The sequence below is a fragment of the Humibacillus xanthopallidus genome, from assembly GCF_044793955.1.
GTDB classification, from domain to species: Bacteria; Actinomycetota; Actinomycetes; order Actinomycetales; family Dermatophilaceae; genus Humibacillus; species Humibacillus xanthopallidus_C.
Genome location: NZ_CP084995.1, coordinates 1,507,640 through 1,526,771 on the forward strand (window position 1 = coordinate 1,507,640; position 19,132 = coordinate 1,526,771).

At 71.3% G+C, this 19,132-nt stretch carries 12 protein-coding genes; 3 read left to right on the forward strand and 9 right to left on the reverse strand.

The genetic code is table 11. The annotated features are described in order from the left end of the window. Nucleotides 1-96 precede the first annotated feature (96 nt). From LG278_RS06755 to LG278_RS06785, 7 genes are all read right to left on the reverse strand, one after another. Nucleotides 97-3,366 carry a M36 family metallopeptidase gene (locus tag LG278_RS06755; RefSeq protein ID WP_404392187.1) on the reverse strand — a complete coding sequence of 1,090 codons (3,270 nt, stop codon included), beginning with the start codon at nucleotides 3,364-3,366 and terminating at the stop codon, nucleotides 97-99. Nucleotides 3,367-3,692: 326 nt separating this feature from the next. After that, a complete protein-coding gene (locus LG278_RS06760) occupies nucleotides 3,693-4,616 on the reverse strand; it encodes a carbon-nitrogen hydrolase family protein (protein WP_404392189.1) in 924 nt (307 codons plus the stop codon). A gap of 1 nt (nucleotide 4,617) precedes the next feature. Beyond that, on the reverse strand, nucleotides 4,618-5,280 hold the full coding sequence (locus tag LG278_RS06765; RefSeq protein ID WP_404392191.1) for a carbon monoxide dehydrogenase subunit G: 663 nt from the start codon (nucleotides 5,278-5,280) through the stop codon (nucleotides 4,618-4,620). After that, nucleotides 5,277-7,706 (reverse strand): aerobic carbon-monoxide dehydrogenase large subunit, encoded by a 2,430-nt coding sequence (gene cutA / locus LG278_RS06770; RefSeq protein ID WP_404392193.1) that lies wholly within the window; start codon nucleotides 7,704-7,706, stop codon nucleotides 5,277-5,279. Before cutA ends, LG278_RS06765 begins: the two co-directional genes overlap by 4 nt. Next, complete coding sequence (locus tag LG278_RS06775; RefSeq protein ID WP_404392195.1) at nucleotides 7,703-8,287, reverse strand: (2Fe-2S)-binding protein; 585 nt, start codon at nucleotides 8,285-8,287, stop codon at nucleotides 7,703-7,705. Before LG278_RS06775 ends, cutA begins: the two co-directional genes overlap by 4 nt. Beyond that, nucleotides 8,287-9,168: an FAD binding domain-containing protein gene (locus LG278_RS06780; protein ID WP_404392197.1), complete on the reverse strand. Its 882-nt coding sequence runs from the start codon at nucleotides 9,166-9,168 to the stop codon at nucleotides 8,287-8,289. Before LG278_RS06780 ends, LG278_RS06775 begins: the two co-directional genes overlap by 1 nt. A gap of 146 nt (nucleotides 9,169-9,314) precedes the next feature. Further along, nucleotides 9,315-10,802, reverse strand: a complete 1,488-nt coding sequence (locus tag LG278_RS06785; RefSeq protein WP_404392199.1) for a uracil-xanthine permease family protein — start codon at nucleotides 10,800-10,802, stop codon at nucleotides 9,315-9,317. A gap of 142 nt (nucleotides 10,803-10,944) precedes the next feature. Here LG278_RS06785 and LG278_RS06790 point away from each other — a divergent pair, with 142 nt between their 5' ends. Then, entirely contained in the window at nucleotides 10,945-11,634 is a 690-nt protein-coding gene (locus LG278_RS06790; protein WP_404392201.1) for a GNAT family N-acetyltransferase, read from the forward strand. Nucleotides 11,635-11,823: 189 nt separating this feature from the next. On the opposite strand, the gene LG278_RS06795 is transcribed toward LG278_RS06790, so the two are convergent. Further along, nucleotides 11,824-13,551 (reverse strand): helix-turn-helix domain-containing protein, encoded by a 1,728-nt coding sequence (locus LG278_RS06795; RefSeq protein WP_404392203.1) that lies wholly within the window; start codon nucleotides 13,549-13,551, stop codon nucleotides 11,824-11,826. Between the two features lie 191 nt (nucleotides 13,552-13,742). Between LG278_RS06795 and LG278_RS06800 the strand changes: the two genes are divergently transcribed. Further along, nucleotides 13,743-14,690, forward strand: a complete 948-nt coding sequence (locus LG278_RS06800) for a DUF2877 domain-containing protein (RefSeq protein ID WP_404392205.1) — start codon at nucleotides 13,743-13,745, stop codon at nucleotides 14,688-14,690. Further along, complete coding sequence (locus LG278_RS06805) at nucleotides 14,683-17,640, forward strand: DUF1116 domain-containing protein (protein WP_404392207.1); 2,958 nt, start codon at nucleotides 14,683-14,685, stop codon at nucleotides 17,638-17,640. The genes LG278_RS06800 and LG278_RS06805 overlap by 8 nt, the downstream gene beginning before the upstream one ends. Before the next feature lie 169 nt (nucleotides 17,641-17,809). Here the strand turns inward: LG278_RS06805 and LG278_RS06810 are convergent, their stop codons facing one another. Next, nucleotides 17,810-18,826 (reverse strand): hypothetical protein, encoded by a 1,017-nt coding sequence (locus LG278_RS06810; protein ID WP_404392209.1) that lies wholly within the window; start codon nucleotides 18,824-18,826, stop codon nucleotides 17,810-17,812. Nucleotides 18,827-19,132 lie beyond the last annotated feature (306 nt).

Below are 19,132 nucleotides of genomic sequence, written 5' to 3' on the forward strand. Positions count from 1 at the left end.
TCGTCGGCGGCCTACACGGCGGCGACCCGGGAGGTGAGGTGCCCGCCCGCGGTGCCGGACGGCATACGGGCGGGCACCTCACGTGGCTGCCAGGACTCAGCTGCCGCTCTGCGTCGCGATCCTCTCCACGACGTCCTTCTGCGCCTTGATCTGCGCCGACGTCGAAGCCGGGTTGGTGCGGACCAGCTCGGCCTGGAGCATGACCGCTCCGAACGTGCTGTCGAGCGTGCCGTTGCCGTCGGAGTCGACGGGCGTGCCGAGACTCACCGAGCCGTTCGCGAAGTTCAGCCAGGCACCGAGGGCGTGCTGGTCGAAGATCACGTCGGCCGGCGCCTTCGCCGGGTTGTTGAGCACGAGCGTCGCGGCCGCACGGGTCGAGGCGTTCTTGTGCTCGTTGAAGACGAGGCTGAAGTGCGCGGTGATGTCGAGGTAGCACTGCAGCTGCGCCGGGGTGAAGCTGTTCGGCGGCTTGTTCCGATACTGGTTGAGCCACCAGCCGTGGCCCTTCGAGACCGTCGCGTTGCCGGTGATGACGACGGCCGCCGTGTCGCTGGCGGAACCGCCGTCATCGTCGGTGACGGTGGCGGTCAGCTCGAAGAGGCAGGCCTCTCCGTAGGCGTGCGTCGAGCTCTCCGTGACGTCGCGCGGCTGGATGCTCGGGCTCTTTGCGGGGTCGAGCGCCGGTGGGTTGACGAGCGAGGTCTCGTTCGTCACCACCCCGTCGTCCCAGTCCCAGGCGAACTCCAGGTCGTCGCTGCCCGGGTCGGCCCCGCCGACCGGGACGGTGAGGTCCTCGCCGGCCTCGACGACGAAGGCGGACTGGCCGTCATAGACCTGCTCGCCGCTCGAGTCGATGACCGCCGTCGGGTCGACGTTGGCGACCGCGGCCACCTCGGAGTCGCAGTTGCCCGTCGTGTCGTCGTCAGCGGCGCACACCTGCACGGTGTAGGCGCCGTTGTCGCCGTAGGCGTGGTCGACCGAGAACGTCAGCGTGGCGTTCGGCCGCACGTTCTCCAGGGCTCCTGGGAGCGCGACCGCGGCGTTGCCGTCGTCGAAGCTGATGGTCGCCGAGAGCGGGTCGAGCCAGCCGGGGTCGGTGACGGTGCCCGAGACGGTGACGGTGCCGCCCTCGTCGATGGGCGTGATCGCCGTGATGGAGACCGTCGGCGCGACGTTGGTCACGTTCACGGTCGTGCTGTCGGTCGCGGTGTGACCGAAGGCGTCGGTCACGCGAAGGCCGATGGTGCTGAGCCCGTCCTGTCCCACGGCGGTGAAGCTCGGCGAGACACCCACGGCGTCGTCATACTGACCGTCGTTGTCGAGGTCCCACTCCCACGTCGTGATCGCTCCGGCGGAGGGGTCGGTGCCCGGAGCGGACCCGCTGCCGTCGAGCACCGCGTCGGTGCCCTCCGGCGTCACGTAGGGTCCGCCGGCGTCTGCGGTCGGCAGGCAGGCGGCCGGCACGTCGTCGCTGGCCGTCGGCACGGTGTCGAGGCCGGTCGTCGAGCCCGTGCCGAGTCCGCGCCCGGCGAAGGCCGACCAGATGAGGCACTGGTTGGCGCCGCCGCTCGCGGCGTCGGCGTCGAGCAGTCCGTCGCGCGCGTCGACGAACGTCGGGTTGGCCGACGTCGCCTTCATGCCGTCGAGCACGAGGTCGGCCATCGGCTCCACCCCGCCCGGATACTGCGCCCGGATGTCGTAGACCGCGGACGCCCAGATCTGGCCGTTGCCGTGGCCACTGCCGGACCCGGTGTCGTAGTCCTGGAAGGTGAGCGTGGAGTTGTCGTAGGCCACCCCTCTGATGCCGGTCGTTGCGTTGCCCGTGACGTACTCCCCGATGACCGCATCGCCCCACTTGAGGTAGGAGACGACGTCGCTCCAGCCCTCGCCGAGGGCTCCGCGCTGGTCGCCGCCGTTGTAGCCGAGGCTGCCACCGCCGACGAGGCGGCTCGAGACGCCGTGACCGTACTCGTGCGCGATGACGTCACCGTCCATGTCGCCGTCGCGGAAGGGCCGCGTCGGGATCCACATGTACATCTGCATGCGCGGGCTCGCGCCGTCGCCGGGTGTGCCGAAGTTGGCGTTGTTGCGGCACCGGTCCTCGTCCTCGTTGGGCGTGCCGTCTCCGTCGTCACAGCCGAAGTCGTAGCCGTCCTGGGCCTCGGCGAGCACCGGGTCCCCACCCGAGCCGCCGCGAGCGAAGTTGTCGACCTGGAAGTTGCCGCTCGCCTCGTCGAAGCCGTGCGTGTAGAGCCAGTCGTGCATGACGTTGGTGTAGTAGAAGAGCTGCGTGATGATGGCGTCGCGGTCGGCGTCGAGGGCAGCGGCCGAGCCACTGTTGGCCGTCGTGCGCCACGCGTCGGTGAAGGTGTAGTTGAAGTGCTGGTCGGCGGCGTTGGGCTGGTACTCGTTGTTGGCGTCGTCGTCGTTGCGGTCGAGGTAGGCGTTGACGTTGTTGCCACTCGTCGTGGTGCCCGAGACCCACGACCCGTCGAGCCCCGTGAAGGGGGTCACCTGGAACGCCGCGCCCGCGGCGTCGGGGTGCTGTGCCTGGTTGACCGTGCCCTCGGGGCCTGCGTGCGCGTAGCGACTCGTCCGTGAGAGCACCGCACCCGTGGAGGCGTCGACGGCGGTCTCGTACCACGACGTGCCCGACGCCTCGATATCGGTGAGCCAGGCGAGGGTCAGGGCGCGCCCGTGGTCGGACGGCACCCACACGAGCTCGGCCGACACGGGCCGGTCGGCGGAGGTTCCCTTGCCGTAGACGTTGGCATAGGTGCGCTTGCCCGTCGCGGTGGTGTCGGCCTCGCTCAGCCGCCGCGCCGGTCGTGCGCCCTGCGTGCCGGCCGCCGAGTCGAGTGCCTGGCGGGCGGTGAGCCTGGCGTTCGCGCTGCCCTTCGCGCTGCCGGAGGCGAGGTCGCCGGAGGCCGACAGGATGCGTCCGTCCGCGGCGACGACCACCGTGAGCACCGCGTCCTTGATCCTCAGGCCGCCGGCGCGCTGCCCGAGGTGCACGGCGGACGATCCGCTCGTGAGCGGAAGTGCCTTGAGCACGAAGAGGTTTCGCGCCTGACCCGGCGTCAGGCCGAAGTCCTTGGCGTGCGAGCGGGCCCATTCCTGGGCGAGATCGGCGGGCGCGCCCGCGGCCGGGGCGGTCAGCCCCGTGACGCCCGCGCGCACCGAGAGGGTGAAGCCCGTGACCGGGTCGGTCGTGACCACAGTCGGGCTGGGTCTCGGCGGTGGAGCCGTCGGTGTCGCTGCGGGTGCAGCGGTCTGGCTGCTCGCGGTCGCGATGATCGCGGGCGAGCCGAACGTCAAGAAGAGCAGTCCGCCGATGGCAGCGGACAGCGGTCGGCGAGTTCGCACGATGAAGCCTTCCCCAAGTTCCGTGCGTGTGTGATCGGTGCAATGGCACCGACCTGGCCCCGAGACGCACGGCGGATGGCCCGTGGGCCTTCATCGACTATGACGACCCGGACCGTCCGGTGTCTGCCGAATCGGGAAAATCCGTCATGCTCCCAGCCGCGATGACTCTCTCGGTAGTCACTCAATTCCCCTGCGTCACAGAGGTGCTCACGACTCCCGTATGCCGTGGATCGGTGTCGCGCGCGGGAGCCCGCGCTTCCGTGGGTGGTGGCGTCACGGCATACGGGCTCAGGCGCAGCCAGCGTCGGTCGCCGTCAGGCCAACCATCACCCGGCGTCACCCCGGTGGATGGGCGCGTGCGCGAAGGGTGTCTCGGCAGGGCGCTCGAGGTCGTCACGGTGGTTGCGGATGAGGTCGAGGTTGCGGTCGCGCAGGTGGTCGAAGGACTGCCCGATGTTGGACCCGGGGGTGAGCGACGCCAAGGCGTCGGCGGGGTCGAGGCGGGCCGTGACCCAGCCCTCGTGGGTGGCTGCCCGGGCGACGACGTGGCCGATGGGCGTGACGATGTGCGAGTTGCCGAAGTAGAGCACGCCGGCCGGGTCGGTGCCGACGGCGTTGGCGCCGATCACGTAGACGTGGTTGTCGTAGGCGCGGGCGCGGGAGGTGAGGTCCCAGATGTCGGCCGAGCGGAGCAGCGCCGACGGCCGGCAGATGACCTCGGCCCCCTGCACGGCCTGGATGCGTGACAGCTCCGGGTAGTCGCCGTCGAAGCAGATGATCATGCCGATGCGGCCGAGGTCGGTGTCGCACACGGTGACGGTGTCGCCCGGGGTGACCCACCCTCCGCCGGAGACGATCTCGGAGCAGAAGGGGTGTGTCTTGCGATAGACGCCGAGCACCTCGCCCGTGGGGTCGATGAGCACCGAGGAGTTGAAGACGGTGCCCCGCTCGGGACCACGCTCGTAGGTGCCGATGCAGACATGCACGCCGAGCTCTCGGGCGACGTGCTGCAGCGGCAGGGTCATGGGTCCCGGCAGCTCGGTGACGAGATCCCAGAGCTCCTCCTTGGAGCAGCCGGGGGTGAAGCCGGTCGTCGCCGTCTCGGGGAGCACGACGAGCTCGGCCTCGGTGGCGGCGACGCAGCGGCGCACCATGTCGACGCAGTGCTCGAGGTTGGCTGCGATCGTCTCGGGGCTCAGGGGGGCTGCGGTCGGTGCGACCTGCACGGCGGCGGTGGTGAAGGCGCGCATGTCAGCGCCTCCGGCCGAGTCGCGCCCCGAGGGCGACACCGAGCAGGGCGACCACCCCTCCGGCGACGACTCCGAGCGCGAAGCCGCGCGTGCCCTCCCGGACGGACGGCTCCGCAGTGGGGGACGCCCGGCCGGCGAAGGAGCGTGGTGTGGGAGCGGGCAGGACGCCTCCTAGCTCACCCGTCGAGGCGACCTGGGCTTCGACGGGAGCCAGCCCGGCAGGGACGCCCGCGATGTCGGCGTCGAGGGCCGCGAAGAACTGGCCGGCCATCTTGCGCGTCACGCCCGAGAGCATGCGCTGGCCGACCCCGCCGATGGCGCCACCCACCGACGCATCGGCGTCGTAGGTCAGCTCGGTGCCGCCCCCTGGCGTCTCGGCGAGGCGCACGACGACGAGTGCGTCGACCGTGCCCGGAGCGCCGACGCCCGAGGCCCGCATGGCGAAGGAGCTCGGCGGCTGCGGCTCGAGCAGAGCGACCTCACCGTCGTAGGTGCCCTTGATGGCGGCGACCCCCGCCGTGACGGTCATGGCGTAGTGGTCGTCGGCCAGCTCGGTGAGGCGCTCGCAGCCGGGGAGGCACCGGGCGAGCACCGCAGGGTCGTGGACGGCGTCCCACACCTGCTGCGGCGGCGCCGCGAGGGTCGAGGTGCCGGTGATCTTCATGCCGTCTCCTTGGGGCCGGTGCGGGTCACGCGGTGCAGTGACGGGATCTCGCCGGCGGCGTGCCGACGGCGCAGGTCCCACAGGTCGTTGGGCGAGATCGGCATGCGCGAGATGGGGAAGCCCTCGGCGTCCTCGATCGCCGAGGCGATGACGGCCGACACCGGGATGCACCCGGCCTCGCCGGCACCCTTGATGCCCAAGGGATTGAGGGGTGAAGGGGTCTCGAGGTGGTCGGTCTCGATCGTCGGCACCTCGGAGGCGTAGGGCACGAGGAAGTCCATGAACGACGCGTTGAGCAGCTGGCCCGACTCGTCGTAGGCCATCCGCTCGTAGAGTGCGCCGCCCACGCCCTGCGCGACGCCGCCGTGCACCTGCCCCTCGACGATCATCGGGTTGATCATCGTGCCGCAGTCGTGCACCACGCAGTAGCGCAGGATGCGGATCTCGGCCGTCACCGGGTCGGTCTCGACGATGGCCGCATGCATGCCGTTGGCGAAGGTCGCCTGGGTGGGGGAGTAGAAGTCACGCCCCTCGAGGCCGGGCTCGTCGTCGTCGGCGACCGGCGGCTTGTCGGGGTCGAACGTGCCGGCGAACTGCGTTGCGGCCTGGGCCGCCTCGTCGAACGCGTAGCGCAGCGGGTTCGAGAGCACCGACACGGTGCCGAGCGACATCGACGTCGCTGGTGCACCCTTGACGCGCACCGTGCCGTCGACGATCTCGAGATCGTGGGGAGACACCTCGAGCGCGTCGGCGGCGATGCGCAGGGCCTTGGCGCGCACGTTGCGGGCCGCGAGGGCGATGGCGCTGCCGCTCATGACGGCGGCCCTCGACGCGAAGGTGCCCACGGCATACGCCATTTTGCGCGTGTCACCCGTCGTCACGTGCACGTCCTCGAGCCGCACCCCGAGCTCCTGCGCGACGATCTGGGCGAAGACGGTCTCGTGGCCCTGGCCCTGCGACGTCAGTCCCGTGGAGACGTTGACGCGCCCGCTCGTCTCGATCTGGATGTGACCGCCCTCGTAGGGCCCGACGCCGGTGCCCTCGACGTAGCAGCCGATGCCGAGCCCCACACGGCGGCCCTCGGCCTCCGCCACCGCACGGTAGGCCGCGAAGTCGTCCCAGCCCACGAGCGCCTTGATCTTGGCCAGGCTCGCGGGGAAGTCGCCCGAGTCGTACTTGAGCGGCCGGCCGTCCTGGAAGAGCAACCCGTGGTCGTAGGGCATCTCGCTCGGCAGGATGAAGTTGCGAGACCGCACCTCGGTGCGGTCGAGGCCGAGCTCGTCGGCGATGGCGTCCATCGCCCGCTCCATCGCGAAGCAGCCCTGCGGCCGCCCGGCGCCACGGTAGGGCGTGACGAGCACCGTGTTGGTGTAGAGCGACCAGAACTCGCAGCGGTAGGCGCCGGGCTTGTAGGGACCGAGCAGCTGCGTCGAGGTGATGATCGGCACGATGATGCCGTAGGGGGTGTAGGCGCCGTTGTCGTGCCAGAGCTTGACGTCGAGCGCGAGCAGCCTTCCGTCGTCGTCGAATCCGACGGTGACGGTCTGCAGCTGTCCCCGCTCGTGCGCTGCGGAGATGAAGTGCTCGCGCCGGTCCTCGGTGAACTTCACCGGTCTGCCCAGGAGGCGGGCCGCCCAGGGCACGAGCACCTCCTCGGGCCACGGGTGCACGATCTTGACCCCGAAGCCACCGCCGACGTCGGGGGCGATGCACTCGACCTTCGCCAGCGGCAGGTCGAGCTTGGCGGCGACGGCGGCCCGCACACCGGTGGAGGTCTGGGTGGAGGACCAGAGGCGCAGCTCACCGCGCTCGTCGTCCCACCGGGCATAGACGCCGCGCCCCTCCATCGGAGTGCAGGCACTGCGCTCGATGTCGAGGTCGAGCGTCAGCGTGCGCGGCGAGGAGGCGAGGGCCGACTCGACGTCACCGACCTCCTGCAGCATGTGGGCGGCCACGTTGCCCGGCACGTCGTCGTGGACGAGCAGGGTGCCGTCGCGCGCGGCCTCGATGCCGACGACCGGCGGGAGCTGCTCGTAGGTGACGCGGATGCGCTGGCAGGCGTCCTCGGCGACGTAGCGGTCGGTCGCGACGACCATGACGACCGGCTCACCGACGTGGTTGACCTCGTCACGGGCCAGGGCGTGCCCCGTGCGTCCGTGGGTCAGCGTCGGGTGCGGGATGAGCAGGGGGAGCGGCTCGCCCACCCTCCCCGGCAGGTCCTCGTGGACATAGATGCCGACGACACCCTCGACGTCGACCGCGTCGGTGGCGTCGATGTCGACGATGCGGGCGTGGGCGTGGGGGCTGCGCACGAAGGCCGCCGCCAGCGCGTCGTGGCCGAGGTCGTCGAGGTAGCGCCCGCCGCCGGTGACGAGGCGGGGGTCCTCCTTGCGCCTGATCGGCGCGCCGAACATCTGCGTCGTCATGCCGGCGCCCTGTTGTCGCCAGCGCCGGCGCCCTGGCTATCGCCGTCGTCGCCGTCGCCCTCGGCTCGCCGCTCCGCCGTGATCTCGGCTGCGCGGAGCACGCTCTTGACGATGTTCTGGTAGCCCGTGCATCGGCAGAGGTTGCCCGAGATCGCCTCTCGCGCCTCCTCACTCGTGGGTGCCGGGTGCTCCTCGAGGTAGGCGGTGATCGTCGTGAGGAAGCCCGGCGTGCAGAAGCCGCACTGGAGCCCATGGCACTCGGCGAACGCCTGCTGAACCGGGCTCATCGACTCTCCGGTCGGTGCCACCCTGGCATCGGGCGCGTGGCCCAGTCCCTCGACGGTCGTGATCTCGTGGCGCTGCGCCGACACGGCGAACATGAGGCACGACCGCATCGGGGCGCCGTCGACGAGCACCGTGCAGGCGCCGCAGACGCCGTGCTCGCAGCCCACGTGGGTGCCGGTGAGACGCAGGTCGTGGCGCAGGAAGTCGGACAGCAGGCGGCGGGCGGGCACGGACGCAGTGCGACGCACTCCGTTGACCGTCACCGTCACGTCATGCAGTGTTTCGAGGTCGCTCATCACCGATCTCCTTCTGCTGCAGCGATGCTCTCGTGGAGCACACGGCGGGTCAGCTCGCCGACGAGCATCCGCCGGTAGTCGCTGGTCGCGTGGATGTCGCTCTCGGGCTGCACGTGCTCACTCACGGCCGTCGCAGCGGCGTCGACCGCCGCCGACCAGGCCCCGGACCGGGGCTCCGTGCCCGCCAGCGGCCCCACCAGGTCGAGCACCGACGGCACGTCGGTCACCGAGACGAACGAGGCGCGAGCAGCCGTGACGACGCCGTCGGCCACCGTCACGGCGACCGCGACGCCCGCGAGGGCGTAGTCGCCGTGACGCCGTGCCGACTCACGGAAGCCTGTGCTGGTGCCTGCGGGCAGGCGCGCGAATCGCACTGCCACGACGAGCTCGTCGGGTCTCAGGCTCGTCTCGAGTGGCCCGGCGAAGAAGTCCTGCCAACCGATCTCACGCGTGCCGCTCGCGCTCACCGCCTCGACGAGGCCGTCGCAGAGCGCCAGCACCGCCGGCATCTCGCCGGCCGGGTCGGCGTGGGCGATCGAGCCCACGGTCGTGCCGCGGTTGCGGATGGCCGGGTGGGCGACGTTGAGGGTGGCCTGCCGCAGGAGGGGGAGGGCGGCATACGCCTCGTCCGAGCGGGCGAGGCCCGCGTGGCGGACCAGCGCGCCCACGCGGACGACATCGTCGGTCACCACGATGCCGTCGAGCCCGGACACCCCGTTGATGTCGACGAGGTGGGCCGGTGAGGCGAGGCGCATGTTGAGGATCGGGACGAGGCTCTGCCCTCCGGCGAGCACCTTGCCGTCGTGGCCGACCTGCTCGAGCACGGCAGCGGCCTCGCCGACGGTGCTCGGCGCGTGGTGCACGAAGGGGGCTGGCTTCACCGAATCGATCCTGCCTTCCGATCGGCGCTGGCACTAGGGGGCTGGTCGGATCCCTGGGCCCACGCTCTTGTCAGGTTGTGCCGTCACCACCGTGGGGCCCCGACGACCGATCGGGGCCCACGGGTGCGGTATGCCGTCCGGCTCGCTCAGTGCCGCCGGTCGGGTCCGCCGGGAGTGTCCTGGTAGAGGTCGTCGATGCCGTCGGCGTCGCCGTAGTCCCCCTCCCGCCGACCGAGCGAGATCATCGTTCCCCCGGCGGCATCCGCCCGGTCACGCAGCTCCGCCGGGGCAAGGGCCCGGGCGAGGTGGAAGGCGCCGACGGCGACGATGGTGCCGAGGGCGATGCCGCCCAGCGAGAAGCTGTCGGAGAAGACGAGCGACACGTTGCCGATGCCGATGACGATGCCGGCTGCCACGGGCACGAGGTTGATCGGGTTGCCGAAGTCGACCCCGTTCTCCTTCCAGATCTTTGCGCCGAGCAGGCCGATCATCCCGTAGAGCACGACCGTGATGCCGCCGAGCACGCCGCCCGGCACCGAGGCCACGAGGGCACCGAACTTCGGCGACAGGCCGAAGATGATGGCGACGGCGGCTGCGACGTAGTAGGCCGCGGTGGAGTAGACGCGGGTGGCAGCCATGACGCCGATGTTCTCGGCATACGTCGTCGTCGGCGAGCCACCGACGGAGCTGGCGATCATCGTTCCGACGCCATCGGCGGCGATGGCCCGGCCCATGGAGGGGTCGAGGTCGGTCTTCGTCATCTCGGCGACGGCCTTGACGTGGCCGGTGTTCTCGGCCACGAGCGCGATGACGGCGGGGAGCACGAGCAGGATCGCCGCGATCGAGAACGACGGCGCGTGGATGCCGACGATCTCCTTGCCGTCGGGGCCCATGGTCGTCGACGGCGGCAGGCCGAACCACGGCTGCGAGGCGAGGTTGTCGAAGTTGGTTCGGAAGTGGGTGGTGACCTCACCGGCCGCCGCGTCGTAGGACGTGATCTGGCCGAAGACCTTGTCGAAGACCCAGGAGATGACGTAGCCGAAGATCAGGGCGAGGAAGACCGCGATCCGCGAGACGAAGCCCTTGAAGGCGACCGCGCAGACGATGGTGAACGTCATGACGAGCAGCGCCACCCACTGGTCCTGCGGCCAGTAGATGTTGGCCACGACCGGGGCGAGGTTGAAGCCGATGAGCATCACCACGGCGCCGGTGACGACCGGCGGCAGCACCTTGTGGAGCACGGCCGAGCCGGCGAAGTGGATCGCGACGCCGACAAGGGTCAGCACGAGTCCGGCCACGAGGATGGCACCGGTCACGGTGGCAGACGTCGCGCCCTCCTGCGCCCGGATGGCGACGACCGCGCCGACAAAGCTCGCCGACGTGCCGAGATAGCTCGGCACCTTGCCCTGGACGATGAGCAGGAAGCAGATCGTCGCGATGCCGCTCATCATGATCGCGAGCTGTGGGTTGAGGCCCATGACGAGCGGGAAGACGAAGGTCGCCCCGAACATCGCCACGACGTGCTGGGCCCCGAGACCGACCGTCCGGCCCCACGACAACCGCTCGTCGGGGGCGACGACGTCGTCGGGACCCATGGTCTTGCCGTCCCCGTGAAGTTTCCAGCCCAAAGCCATTCCGACTCCTATGGTCGCCGCGCGTGGCGCGGATGAGGTCCCACTGCGGGATGGGCGAAAACTACTCCCGCAGCAGGTGATCGCGTTCGTCAAAGGTTGATACACGCCGACGCGGACCTGCTGGCAGGTCATGATGTATCCCGTGCACGACGATCGAAAGAGCAATCCGTCCGCGTCCCCGGGGTCCGCGGGCACCCGCGCCGAGGGGACGGATTGCTCTTTCGATCGGTCCGGGCCGCTGCGGCCCTACGAGAGCCGCGACCGCGACGCCCTCTACGACATCTGCCTGCGCACCGGCGACGGGGGAGGCGACGCGACCGGTCGCTACGCCGTGCCGGCCCTGCTGGGCGAGGTCTACGTCGGCCCCTACCTGGCCTTCGAGCCGGAGCGGGCCTTCGTCCTCGACGACGGCACCGGTGCCGGCGGCTACACGCTGGGCGCCGTGGACACCCGGGCCTTCGAGGCCCGCTGCGAGCGCGAGTGGTGGCCGGGGCTGCGCGAGCGCTACCCGCTCGGCAGCCAGACCCCGGGCTCGGCCGACGCCGAGGTCGTGTCGCTGATCCACCGGCCGCCGGTCGTCCCCGACGCCGTCGTCGCCGGCCACCCGTCCCACCTGCACATCGACCTGCTGCCTCCGTGGCAGGGCGGCGGTTGGGGCCGGCGCCTCATCGAGCGGCTCCTCGACGCACTGCACGACGCCGGCTCGCCGGGAGTGCACCTCGGCGTCGGGACGGGCAACCATCGGGCGGTGGGCTTCTACCGTCACCTCGGCTTCACTCAGCTGCTCGCCGATGGCGACACCCTCTTCCTCGGCCGCTCGACGACCCCCTGATCGACAGAGCAATCCGTCCGCCGCCCCCATCCTGATCGAGAGAGCGATTCGTCCGCCCCCATCCTGATCGAAAGAGCAATCCGTCCCCGAGGAGCGGACCGAGCGGCCACGCTGACCGGACGGATTGCTCTTTCGATCACAGCCCGATGCCCGTGAGGCGCGCGGAAGTGCTCTTTCGATCGGACGGGCTCAGATGCCGCGCATGGCGTGGATCTTGAGCGCGAGCGCCAGCGTGAGCCGCAGGTCAGGGTCAGTCCCGAACGGACCGAGCATCTTCTCGAGCTTGCCGATGCGGTAGCGCAGCGTGTTGTAGTGGAAGAAGAGGCGGCGCGCGGTCTCGGCGACGTTCATGTTGGTGTCGAGCAGGATGCTGAGTGTCTCGCGCAGCCCGGCGTTCTCGGGGGAGTCGTCGGTGGCGAGCTCGCCGAGGGAGTCGCGCACGAAGCGGCGCAGGTCGGCACCCTCCGGGATGAGCGCGAGCAGGCGATAGATGCCGAGCCCGTCCACGTGGGTCAGCGCGCCGTCGCCGTGCATCTGTCGCCCGACGGTGACCGCCGACAGCGCCTCGTCGTAGGCCTGCGGCAGCGTGGCGACGGACGTGATGGGCCGCGACACCCCGGCCGAGAAGCTGCGGCGCCCGCCACCTCCGTCGCCGCGCACCACACGCACGAGATCGGCCACGCCGCGCATCAGGCGCTCGGTGTCGGCGTCGGCGGGCACCCCGACGAGCGCGACGACCTCACGGCTGAAGCCCATCACCGGGGCGCCGGGGTCGCGCACTCCCATCGCGTGGGTCCAGGCGCGGGCGAAACGCTGCTGGAGGAAGCGCACCTCCTCGGGGTCGCGGCTCGTGCGGTCGTCGTCCTCGTCGGTCTCGGCGACGACGACGACCATCGGCCGGTCGATGTGCCACCCGAGCGAGGCGGCGTGGGCCACGGCGTCGGCGGGGGAGCCGGCCCGCCCGGCGAGCGCGTCGCGGAGGAACTCAGCGCGGTACTTGCTCTCGACGGCCGACACCGCCTGGTCCTTGGTGATCGCGAGCGCCGCGACGGTGGCGGCCCGCTCGAGCAGGCGCACGTCGTCGGCGGTGAGGTCGCGGTGACTGCAGAAGGCGATGAGCACCCCGTGGTCCAGGTGCCCCGCGACGATGCGCACGGCGGCCCGCCCCGGCCCGTGGACGGCTGCCGCGCGGTCGTCGCGCACCAGTCCCATCGGCTCGCTCTCGGTGAGCAGCCGGCCCGTGCGGTCGAAGCAGCCCTGCCCCTCGGCGTGGGTGAGCTCGCGGGTCGACCCGGCGCGAGCGATGACGCGACCGTCGGTCGTCGTCACCATCGCCGCCCCGTCGAGGAAGCCGACGACCTGCTCGCAGAGGTCGTCGAGCGAGCCTCCCGCCAGCACGATCTGCACGAGGGCGCGGTCGGCGTCCTCGAGTCGGCGCAGCATCGCCGTCTGGTGCTCGAGGATCGCGCTCAGCACCTCGGTCGTGAAGGTGCCGAGGCGGCCCTCGGGCACCTCGATGATCGGCAGGCCGCTTCGCGTCGCTGCCTCGACGAGCAGCCGGTATGCCGCAGGGTCGGGTCCCGAGACCACGAGCCCCACCGCTCCGGCGCCGTGCAGCGCATCGACGACCGCGGCAGGGCCGTCGGCGGCACCGGCGGTCGTGATCTCGTGGAGGGCCGCGGTGTCGGCCAGCACGAGGCAGTGGGCGAGCGCAGCGACCGGCTCGGTGGTGTCGGCGGCGCGCCTCAGGGCCATGCGCAGCGGCAGGGTGCTGTCGACGGTGGCGTCCAACCGCTCGGGCGAGGCCTGCACGGAGCCCTGGGCCGTCGAGGCGAGGCCGGCGATGAGGCGCAGCGAGATGCCCGAGACCTCGGGGACAGGCCGGGCGGGGTGGCTGGGCGGGGGCGCGGCTGGCAAGTCACCATCGCGACGAGGCGCAGCGTTGGCAACTTTCACCATGAGCGCACCCTACCCAGCGTGGATAGCGTCACGACACGCCGCCCGACCGCAGTGGATGCTGGTGCGGGACGCGCTCGCGCGACGGGCGGGTGACGGATGCGGGACGGATGCGGTGGCAGGCACAGGGCGGCAGCGGGAGGCGGCAGGGGATGGGCGAGAAGCACGGGACCGACCTGCTGGGTGCCGCCGTGTCGCCGCTCGTGGCCGGCGCCGTCGCGGGGGGTGCCACGCGACGCCGGGTGCTGGGGGTCTTCACGACCTGCGTCTACGTCGAGCTGGGAGCGCACGACCGCGTGCTCGCCCTGCTGGCCTCCGACGCGCTGCACCTGCCCATCGGGCTGCGGCTCGCGGTGCCCTCGTCGGCGCTGTCCTGGGGCGTCCAGCCGGGCGACGAGGTGGTCGTCGGGGCGGGACGGGTCGTGCTGCCGGCGCACGAGGTCGTCGCCGCGCGTCTCGCCCGGCCGTCGCGCGTGCGTGCCACGACCTGGGTGCCGACCCCGGCCGATGCCGTCCGTCTCCCCGACCCGGGGGTGCTCGGTGACCTCACCCGCGACCTGACGAGGACCGCCCTCGCGGGTCGCCCCCTCGACGCCGCCGTGAGGGGCCTCGTGGGCGCCGGCCGCGGACTCACCCCGAGCGGCGACGACGCCCTGTGCGGCGTGCTTCTCGCGCTCGCGTCGGTCGAGCACCCCGACGCGGCTCGGACGCTCGCCGCGCTGAGGGCACAGCTGGCGAAGGCGCTCGGCCGCACGACAAGTCTCTCGGCCGCGCTCCTCGCGGCAGCCGCGTCGGGGTATGCCGTGCCCGACGTCGTGCGCCTCGTGACCCTCCTCGCCGCGGCCGGGTCGACCGGCCGGAACGACACCCCCGGCACCCCCGGCACCAGCTCTGTCGCGGGGCGCGCCGGTGCGATCCCGCGCGTCGACCCGCGACCGGACCGGACGGCATACGACCTTGCGTTGGAGGGGGTGCTCGCCATCGGCCACACGTCGGGGCGCGACCTGCTCTCCGGCGTCGCGGGCGCCCTGCTCGCCCTGGCCCACGCGCTCGACCCCAGCCCGACCACCCCGCCACCCGAGGGAGCCCACCGTGCCTGACCACGTCGAGCGCCGCACCGGCACCTACGTCGACTCCGTCAGCCTCCTGCAGGTCTCGCGGGCCGCGGCCAGCACGCCCGGCGTCGAGGCGGCGCAGGTCGCGATGGCGACGGAGCTCAACCTCGACGTCATCCGAAGCATGGGTTTCGACGTGCCGGACGGATCGCCCAACGACCTGCTCGTCGCGGTGCGCGGCAGCGACGAGGGCATCGCCGCGGCCCTGGCCGTCGTGGCGGAGCACCTGACCCGACGTCGCGGGGCAACGCCGACCGGGGGCCTGGGCGAGGCGCCGGCCCCGCGCACGACGGGCGCGGCCATCGCCGCCCTCGGCGCCGACCTCGCCCTCGTCTCGGTGCCCGGGGCGCACGCCGTCGTCGAGGCGTTCGACGCGATCGCGGCCGGTGTCAGCGTCATGGTCTTCTCCGACAACGTGCCCGTCGAGGACGAGGTGGCGCTCAAGAAGGCGGCCGCGCGCGCGGGCGTGCTCGTCATGGGGCCCGACTGCGGCACCGCGGTGGTGGGCGGCGTCGCGCTCGGCTTCGCCGACGTCGTGCGCCCCGGGCCCGCCGGCATCGTCGCGGCGTCCGGCACCGGGGCGCAGCAGGTGATGGCCCTGCTCGACGCAGCGGGGGTGGGCGTGAGCCACTGCCTCGGCGTCGGCGGTCGCGACCTCTCTGCCGCGGTGGGCGGCCGCTCCACCCGTCAGGCGCTCGCCGCGCTCGCGGCCGACCCCGCCACCGAGCGCATCCTCGTCGTCTCCAAGCCTCCTGCCGCGAAGGTGCTGGCCGAGCTCGAGGCGTATGCGGCTGGGTTGGGCAAGCCGGTCCACTGGGCGACCCTCGGGCCAGGTCGACCCGACCTCACCGCCGCGGTCGAGGACCTGCTCGGAGGGTCTGAGCGGGTGTGGCCGGAGTGGGCTGGCACCTCCAGCGACGAGCTCGCCGAGGGCTCGCTCCGCGGGCTCTTCTGCGGTGGGACCCTGGCTGACGAAGCGATGATCATCGCCGCCGAGTACGTCGGCGACGTGCGTTCCAACATCCCGCTTCGACCGGACCTCGCGCTGGGTCCGGACCTGCGCGATCCCGGCCACGTCGTCATCGACTTCGGCGACGACTCGATGACGCTCGGGCGGGCGCACCCGATGATCGACCCGTCGTTGCGGCTCGAGCGCATCGCCGTCGAGGCCGCCGACCCGACGTGCGGGGTGCTGCTGCTCGATCTCGTGCTCGGCCACGGCGCCCACCCGGACCCGGCCCCGGAGCTCGCCGACGCGATCAGATCCGCTCGTGCGACGGCGGCGGCGGCGGGTCGCGACCTCCCGGTCGTCGTGTCGCTGACCGCGACCGAGGGGGACCCGCAGGGCCGCGACCGGACCGCGGGGATCCTCGCCGATGCCGGCGCCACCGTGCTCCTGTCCAACGCCAACGCGACGCGGCACGCGATCCACCTCCTCGGCCGGCAGACGTGGCCACTGGCAACGACACCGGGCGCCACGGCATACGACACCTCCCCAACCCGATCGAGAGAGCAATCCGACGAGCTGCACGGGCTGCTGTCGAGCGAGCTCGTCGTGGCCACGGCGGGTGCTGGACTCTTTGCGGATTCCCTTCGTGCGCAAGCGGTCTCGGTGATCGAGGCCGACTGGCAGCCACCGATGCCGGGCACGGAGCGCGACCTCGGGGTCGTGCTTGCCGATGCCCGTCGGGCGGCAGCAAACGCTGAGTCGCTCGCTCGGATGACGACAGCCGGAGCCGACCTCGTCGACGTGCGGCCGGCGCGAGAGGCGCTCGGGCTCGAGTCCGGCACCTTCCTGCATGCAGGGCCGCCGATCAGCTTCGACCGTGCGTCGGGGCCGCTGCGGGGCGCGCTCATCGGCGCGATGCTGCTCGAGGGCCTGGCCGGCAGCGCCGAGGAGGCGGAGGCGAGGCTCGAGAAGGGTGACGGCATCACCCTCGAGCCGTGCCACCACCGCGACGCCGTCGGCCCGATGGCGGGGGTCATCAGCCCGTCTATGTGGGTCTACGAGCTGCGCGACGAGGTGCACGACAACACGTCGTGGTGCTCGCTGAACGAGGGGCTCGGCAAGGTGCTGCGCTACGGCGCCTACGGTCCCGAGGTCATCGACCGGCTGCGCTGGATGAATGCCGTGCTCGGGCCGATCCTCCAGCAGGCCGTGCGCGCGCGCGTCGACGCGTCCGGCCCGGTCGACATCAAGGCGATCATCGCCCAGATGCTCCAGATGGGCGACGAGGGCCACAACCGCAACCGCGCCGGGTCGCTCATGCTGCTCCGCGAGCTGCTGCCGACGATGATCACCGCCGACGCGTCGTCGACTCATGTGGCCGAGGCCGTGCGCTTCTCCGGAGCCAACGAGCACTTCTTCCTCAACCTCGGTATGCCGGCCTGCAAGCTGAGCACGCTTGCCGCGCACGGCATCCCGGGCTCGAGCGTCGTGACGACGATGGCGCGCAACGGCACCGATTTCGGTATCCGCGTGTCGGGCACGGGGGACGCGTGGTTCACCGGCCCGGCCAACACCCCCGAGGGGCTCTTTCTCGGGTCCTTCGGACCTGACGATGCCAACCCCGACATCGGTGACTCCGCGATCACGGAGACGGCGGGCATCGGTGGCTTCGCGATGGCCGCCGCACCCGCCATCGTGAAGTTCGTCGGTGGTGACGTGCCCTTCGCCCTGCGCGCAACCCAGACGATGTATGCCATCACCGTCGGCGAGCACTCCGCCTACCAGGTGCCGATCCTCGAGTTCCGTGGCACGCCGACCGGCATCGACGTCGCGGCGGTCGTGCGCACCGGCATCTTGCCCCAGATCAACACCGGCATGGCCGGGCGCGTTGCTGGGACGGGCCAGGTGGGCGCCGGCCTCGTGACCCCGCCGGCCGACTGCTTCACGGCAGCGCTGAGTGCACTCGCAGGAGCCGCCGCGCCCTGAGCCCCGTCGAGTGCCCGGTTTCGGACGGATCGAGGTCGAGTCGAGTGCCCGGTTTCGGACGGATCAAGGTCGAGTCGAGTGCCCAGTTTCGGACGGATCAGGTCGAGTCGAGTGCCCGGTTACGGACGGATCAAGGTCGAGTCGAGTGCCCAGTTCCCGACGGGCACCTTCACGGCATACGCGCGCGCCAGAACTCGTCGCGGGCAATCGCCGCGTCGATCGCGTGACGCGAGAAGAAGTGTGGATCTGTGTCGTGAAGTGTCAGCGCAGACTCCGGTACGTGCAGCTCATCGGCAAAGCGGCGGATGATGTCCCAACGCGCGGAGGCGGTGGCCATGTCGACCGCCCAAATCTTGATCACGACCCAGCCGTCGTCCTCAAGACGTGTGCATCGAACGTCGTCATGCTCCTGCTGCTCTGCGCCTGAATGGAATTCAGCACCCTGGTACTCGCCGATGAGCCGGATCTTTCGACCGTCTGGTAGGTCGATCTGCCAGACCAGGTCGCCAAAGCCCAGCAGGACGTCGGGATTCCAGGATGCGAAGATCGGTTGGTTGGGCAGCGGTTCGGGAAGGCCCGCCCGAACGAACATGATTCGCGCCGTGGTCTCGCGCGGAGACCACGATCCCACCCGGATGAGCTCCAGCGCCTCGGTGAGGAGAGCCTTACCACGTGGACGCACTCGTCTGCTCAGTGCTGCCTTCAGCGGAGCCGTGCTACGAAGTGCGGTAGCGCACGCATCGCCAACGACGATGGCGTCGTCCAGACCCATGGGCTTGCCGCGGCCGACGAGCTCGCCCAGGTCGACCCACGTGTCGGCGAGGCCGACGACTCGGAGTCCGTGGACCGTCGTCACTGCTCGGGCATGGACGGCCCGGTGCCCGACCACGTGTGCTCGGCGAAGGTGTGGTCTGTCGATGCGGTGGATGACGTGCAGCCGCTCGTCCGCTTCCAGGGCGTACGAGAGGGGAAGGCCGTGGAGCTGCGCGGAGGTGGTGTGGGAGAAGGCCGCCCCCGGTGGCAGGACGCAGGCCAGGGCCTCCGCCCGCTCGATCAGGCTCGACGGCGCGTAGCTGGATCGAACTCCGCGGAAAGGACGCTCCAAGGTCGCCGAATCGAGCTGTCGCTCCGTATAGCCGAGCCTTCTGCCGTGAGCGACGCTGAACGGCGTGTTGGGGAGGTCCATTCAGCGACAGTGCCCGAGGACCTGTACGTCATGCGCCGGGGAGAATCGAGCTGTGGATTGTCGCGACCTTCCTCGACGGGGTGTGGAAAACGTCGTGGAGAACTGGGCACTCGACGGGTGGGGGCGTCGGGAACTGGGCACTCGACGGGTGGGGGTGTCGGGAACTGGGCACTCGACGGGTGGGGGTGTCGGGAACTGGGCACTCGACGGGTGGGGGTGTCGGGAACTGGGCACTCGACGATCGGGGAGGGCAGCGGGCGGCTTCCTTGACGGAGACCGCGGCACCCGCATACGGCACGACGGTCT

Excerpts from the sequence above, each read along its gene's own strand:
- LG278_RS06800 (WP_404392205.1), top strand. The coding sequence starts at position 13,743 with ATGGGCGAGAAGCACGGGACCGACCTGCTGGGTGCCGCCGTGTCGCCG.
- LG278_RS06760 (WP_404392189.1), bottom strand. The coding sequence starts at position 4,616 with ATGCGCGCCTTCACCACCGCCGCCGTGCAGGTCGCACCGACCGCAGCC.
- LG278_RS06775 (WP_404392195.1), bottom strand. The coding sequence starts at position 8,287 with ATGAGCGACCTCGAAACACTGCATGACGTGACGGTGACGGTCAACGGA.
- cutA (WP_404392193.1), bottom strand. The coding sequence starts at position 7,706 with ATGACGACGCAGATGTTCGGCGCGCCGATCAGGCGCAAGGAGGACCCC.
- LG278_RS06785 (WP_404392199.1), bottom strand. The coding sequence starts at position 10,802 with ATGGCTTTGGGCTGGAAACTTCACGGGGACGGCAAGACCATGGGTCCC.
- LG278_RS06810 (WP_404392209.1), bottom strand. The coding sequence starts at position 18,826 with ATGGACCTCCCCAACACGCCGTTCAGCGTCGCTCACGGCAGAAGGCTC.
- LG278_RS06765 (WP_404392191.1), bottom strand. The coding sequence starts at position 5,280 with ATGAAGATCACCGGCACCTCGACCCTCGCGGCGCCGCCGCAGCAGGTG.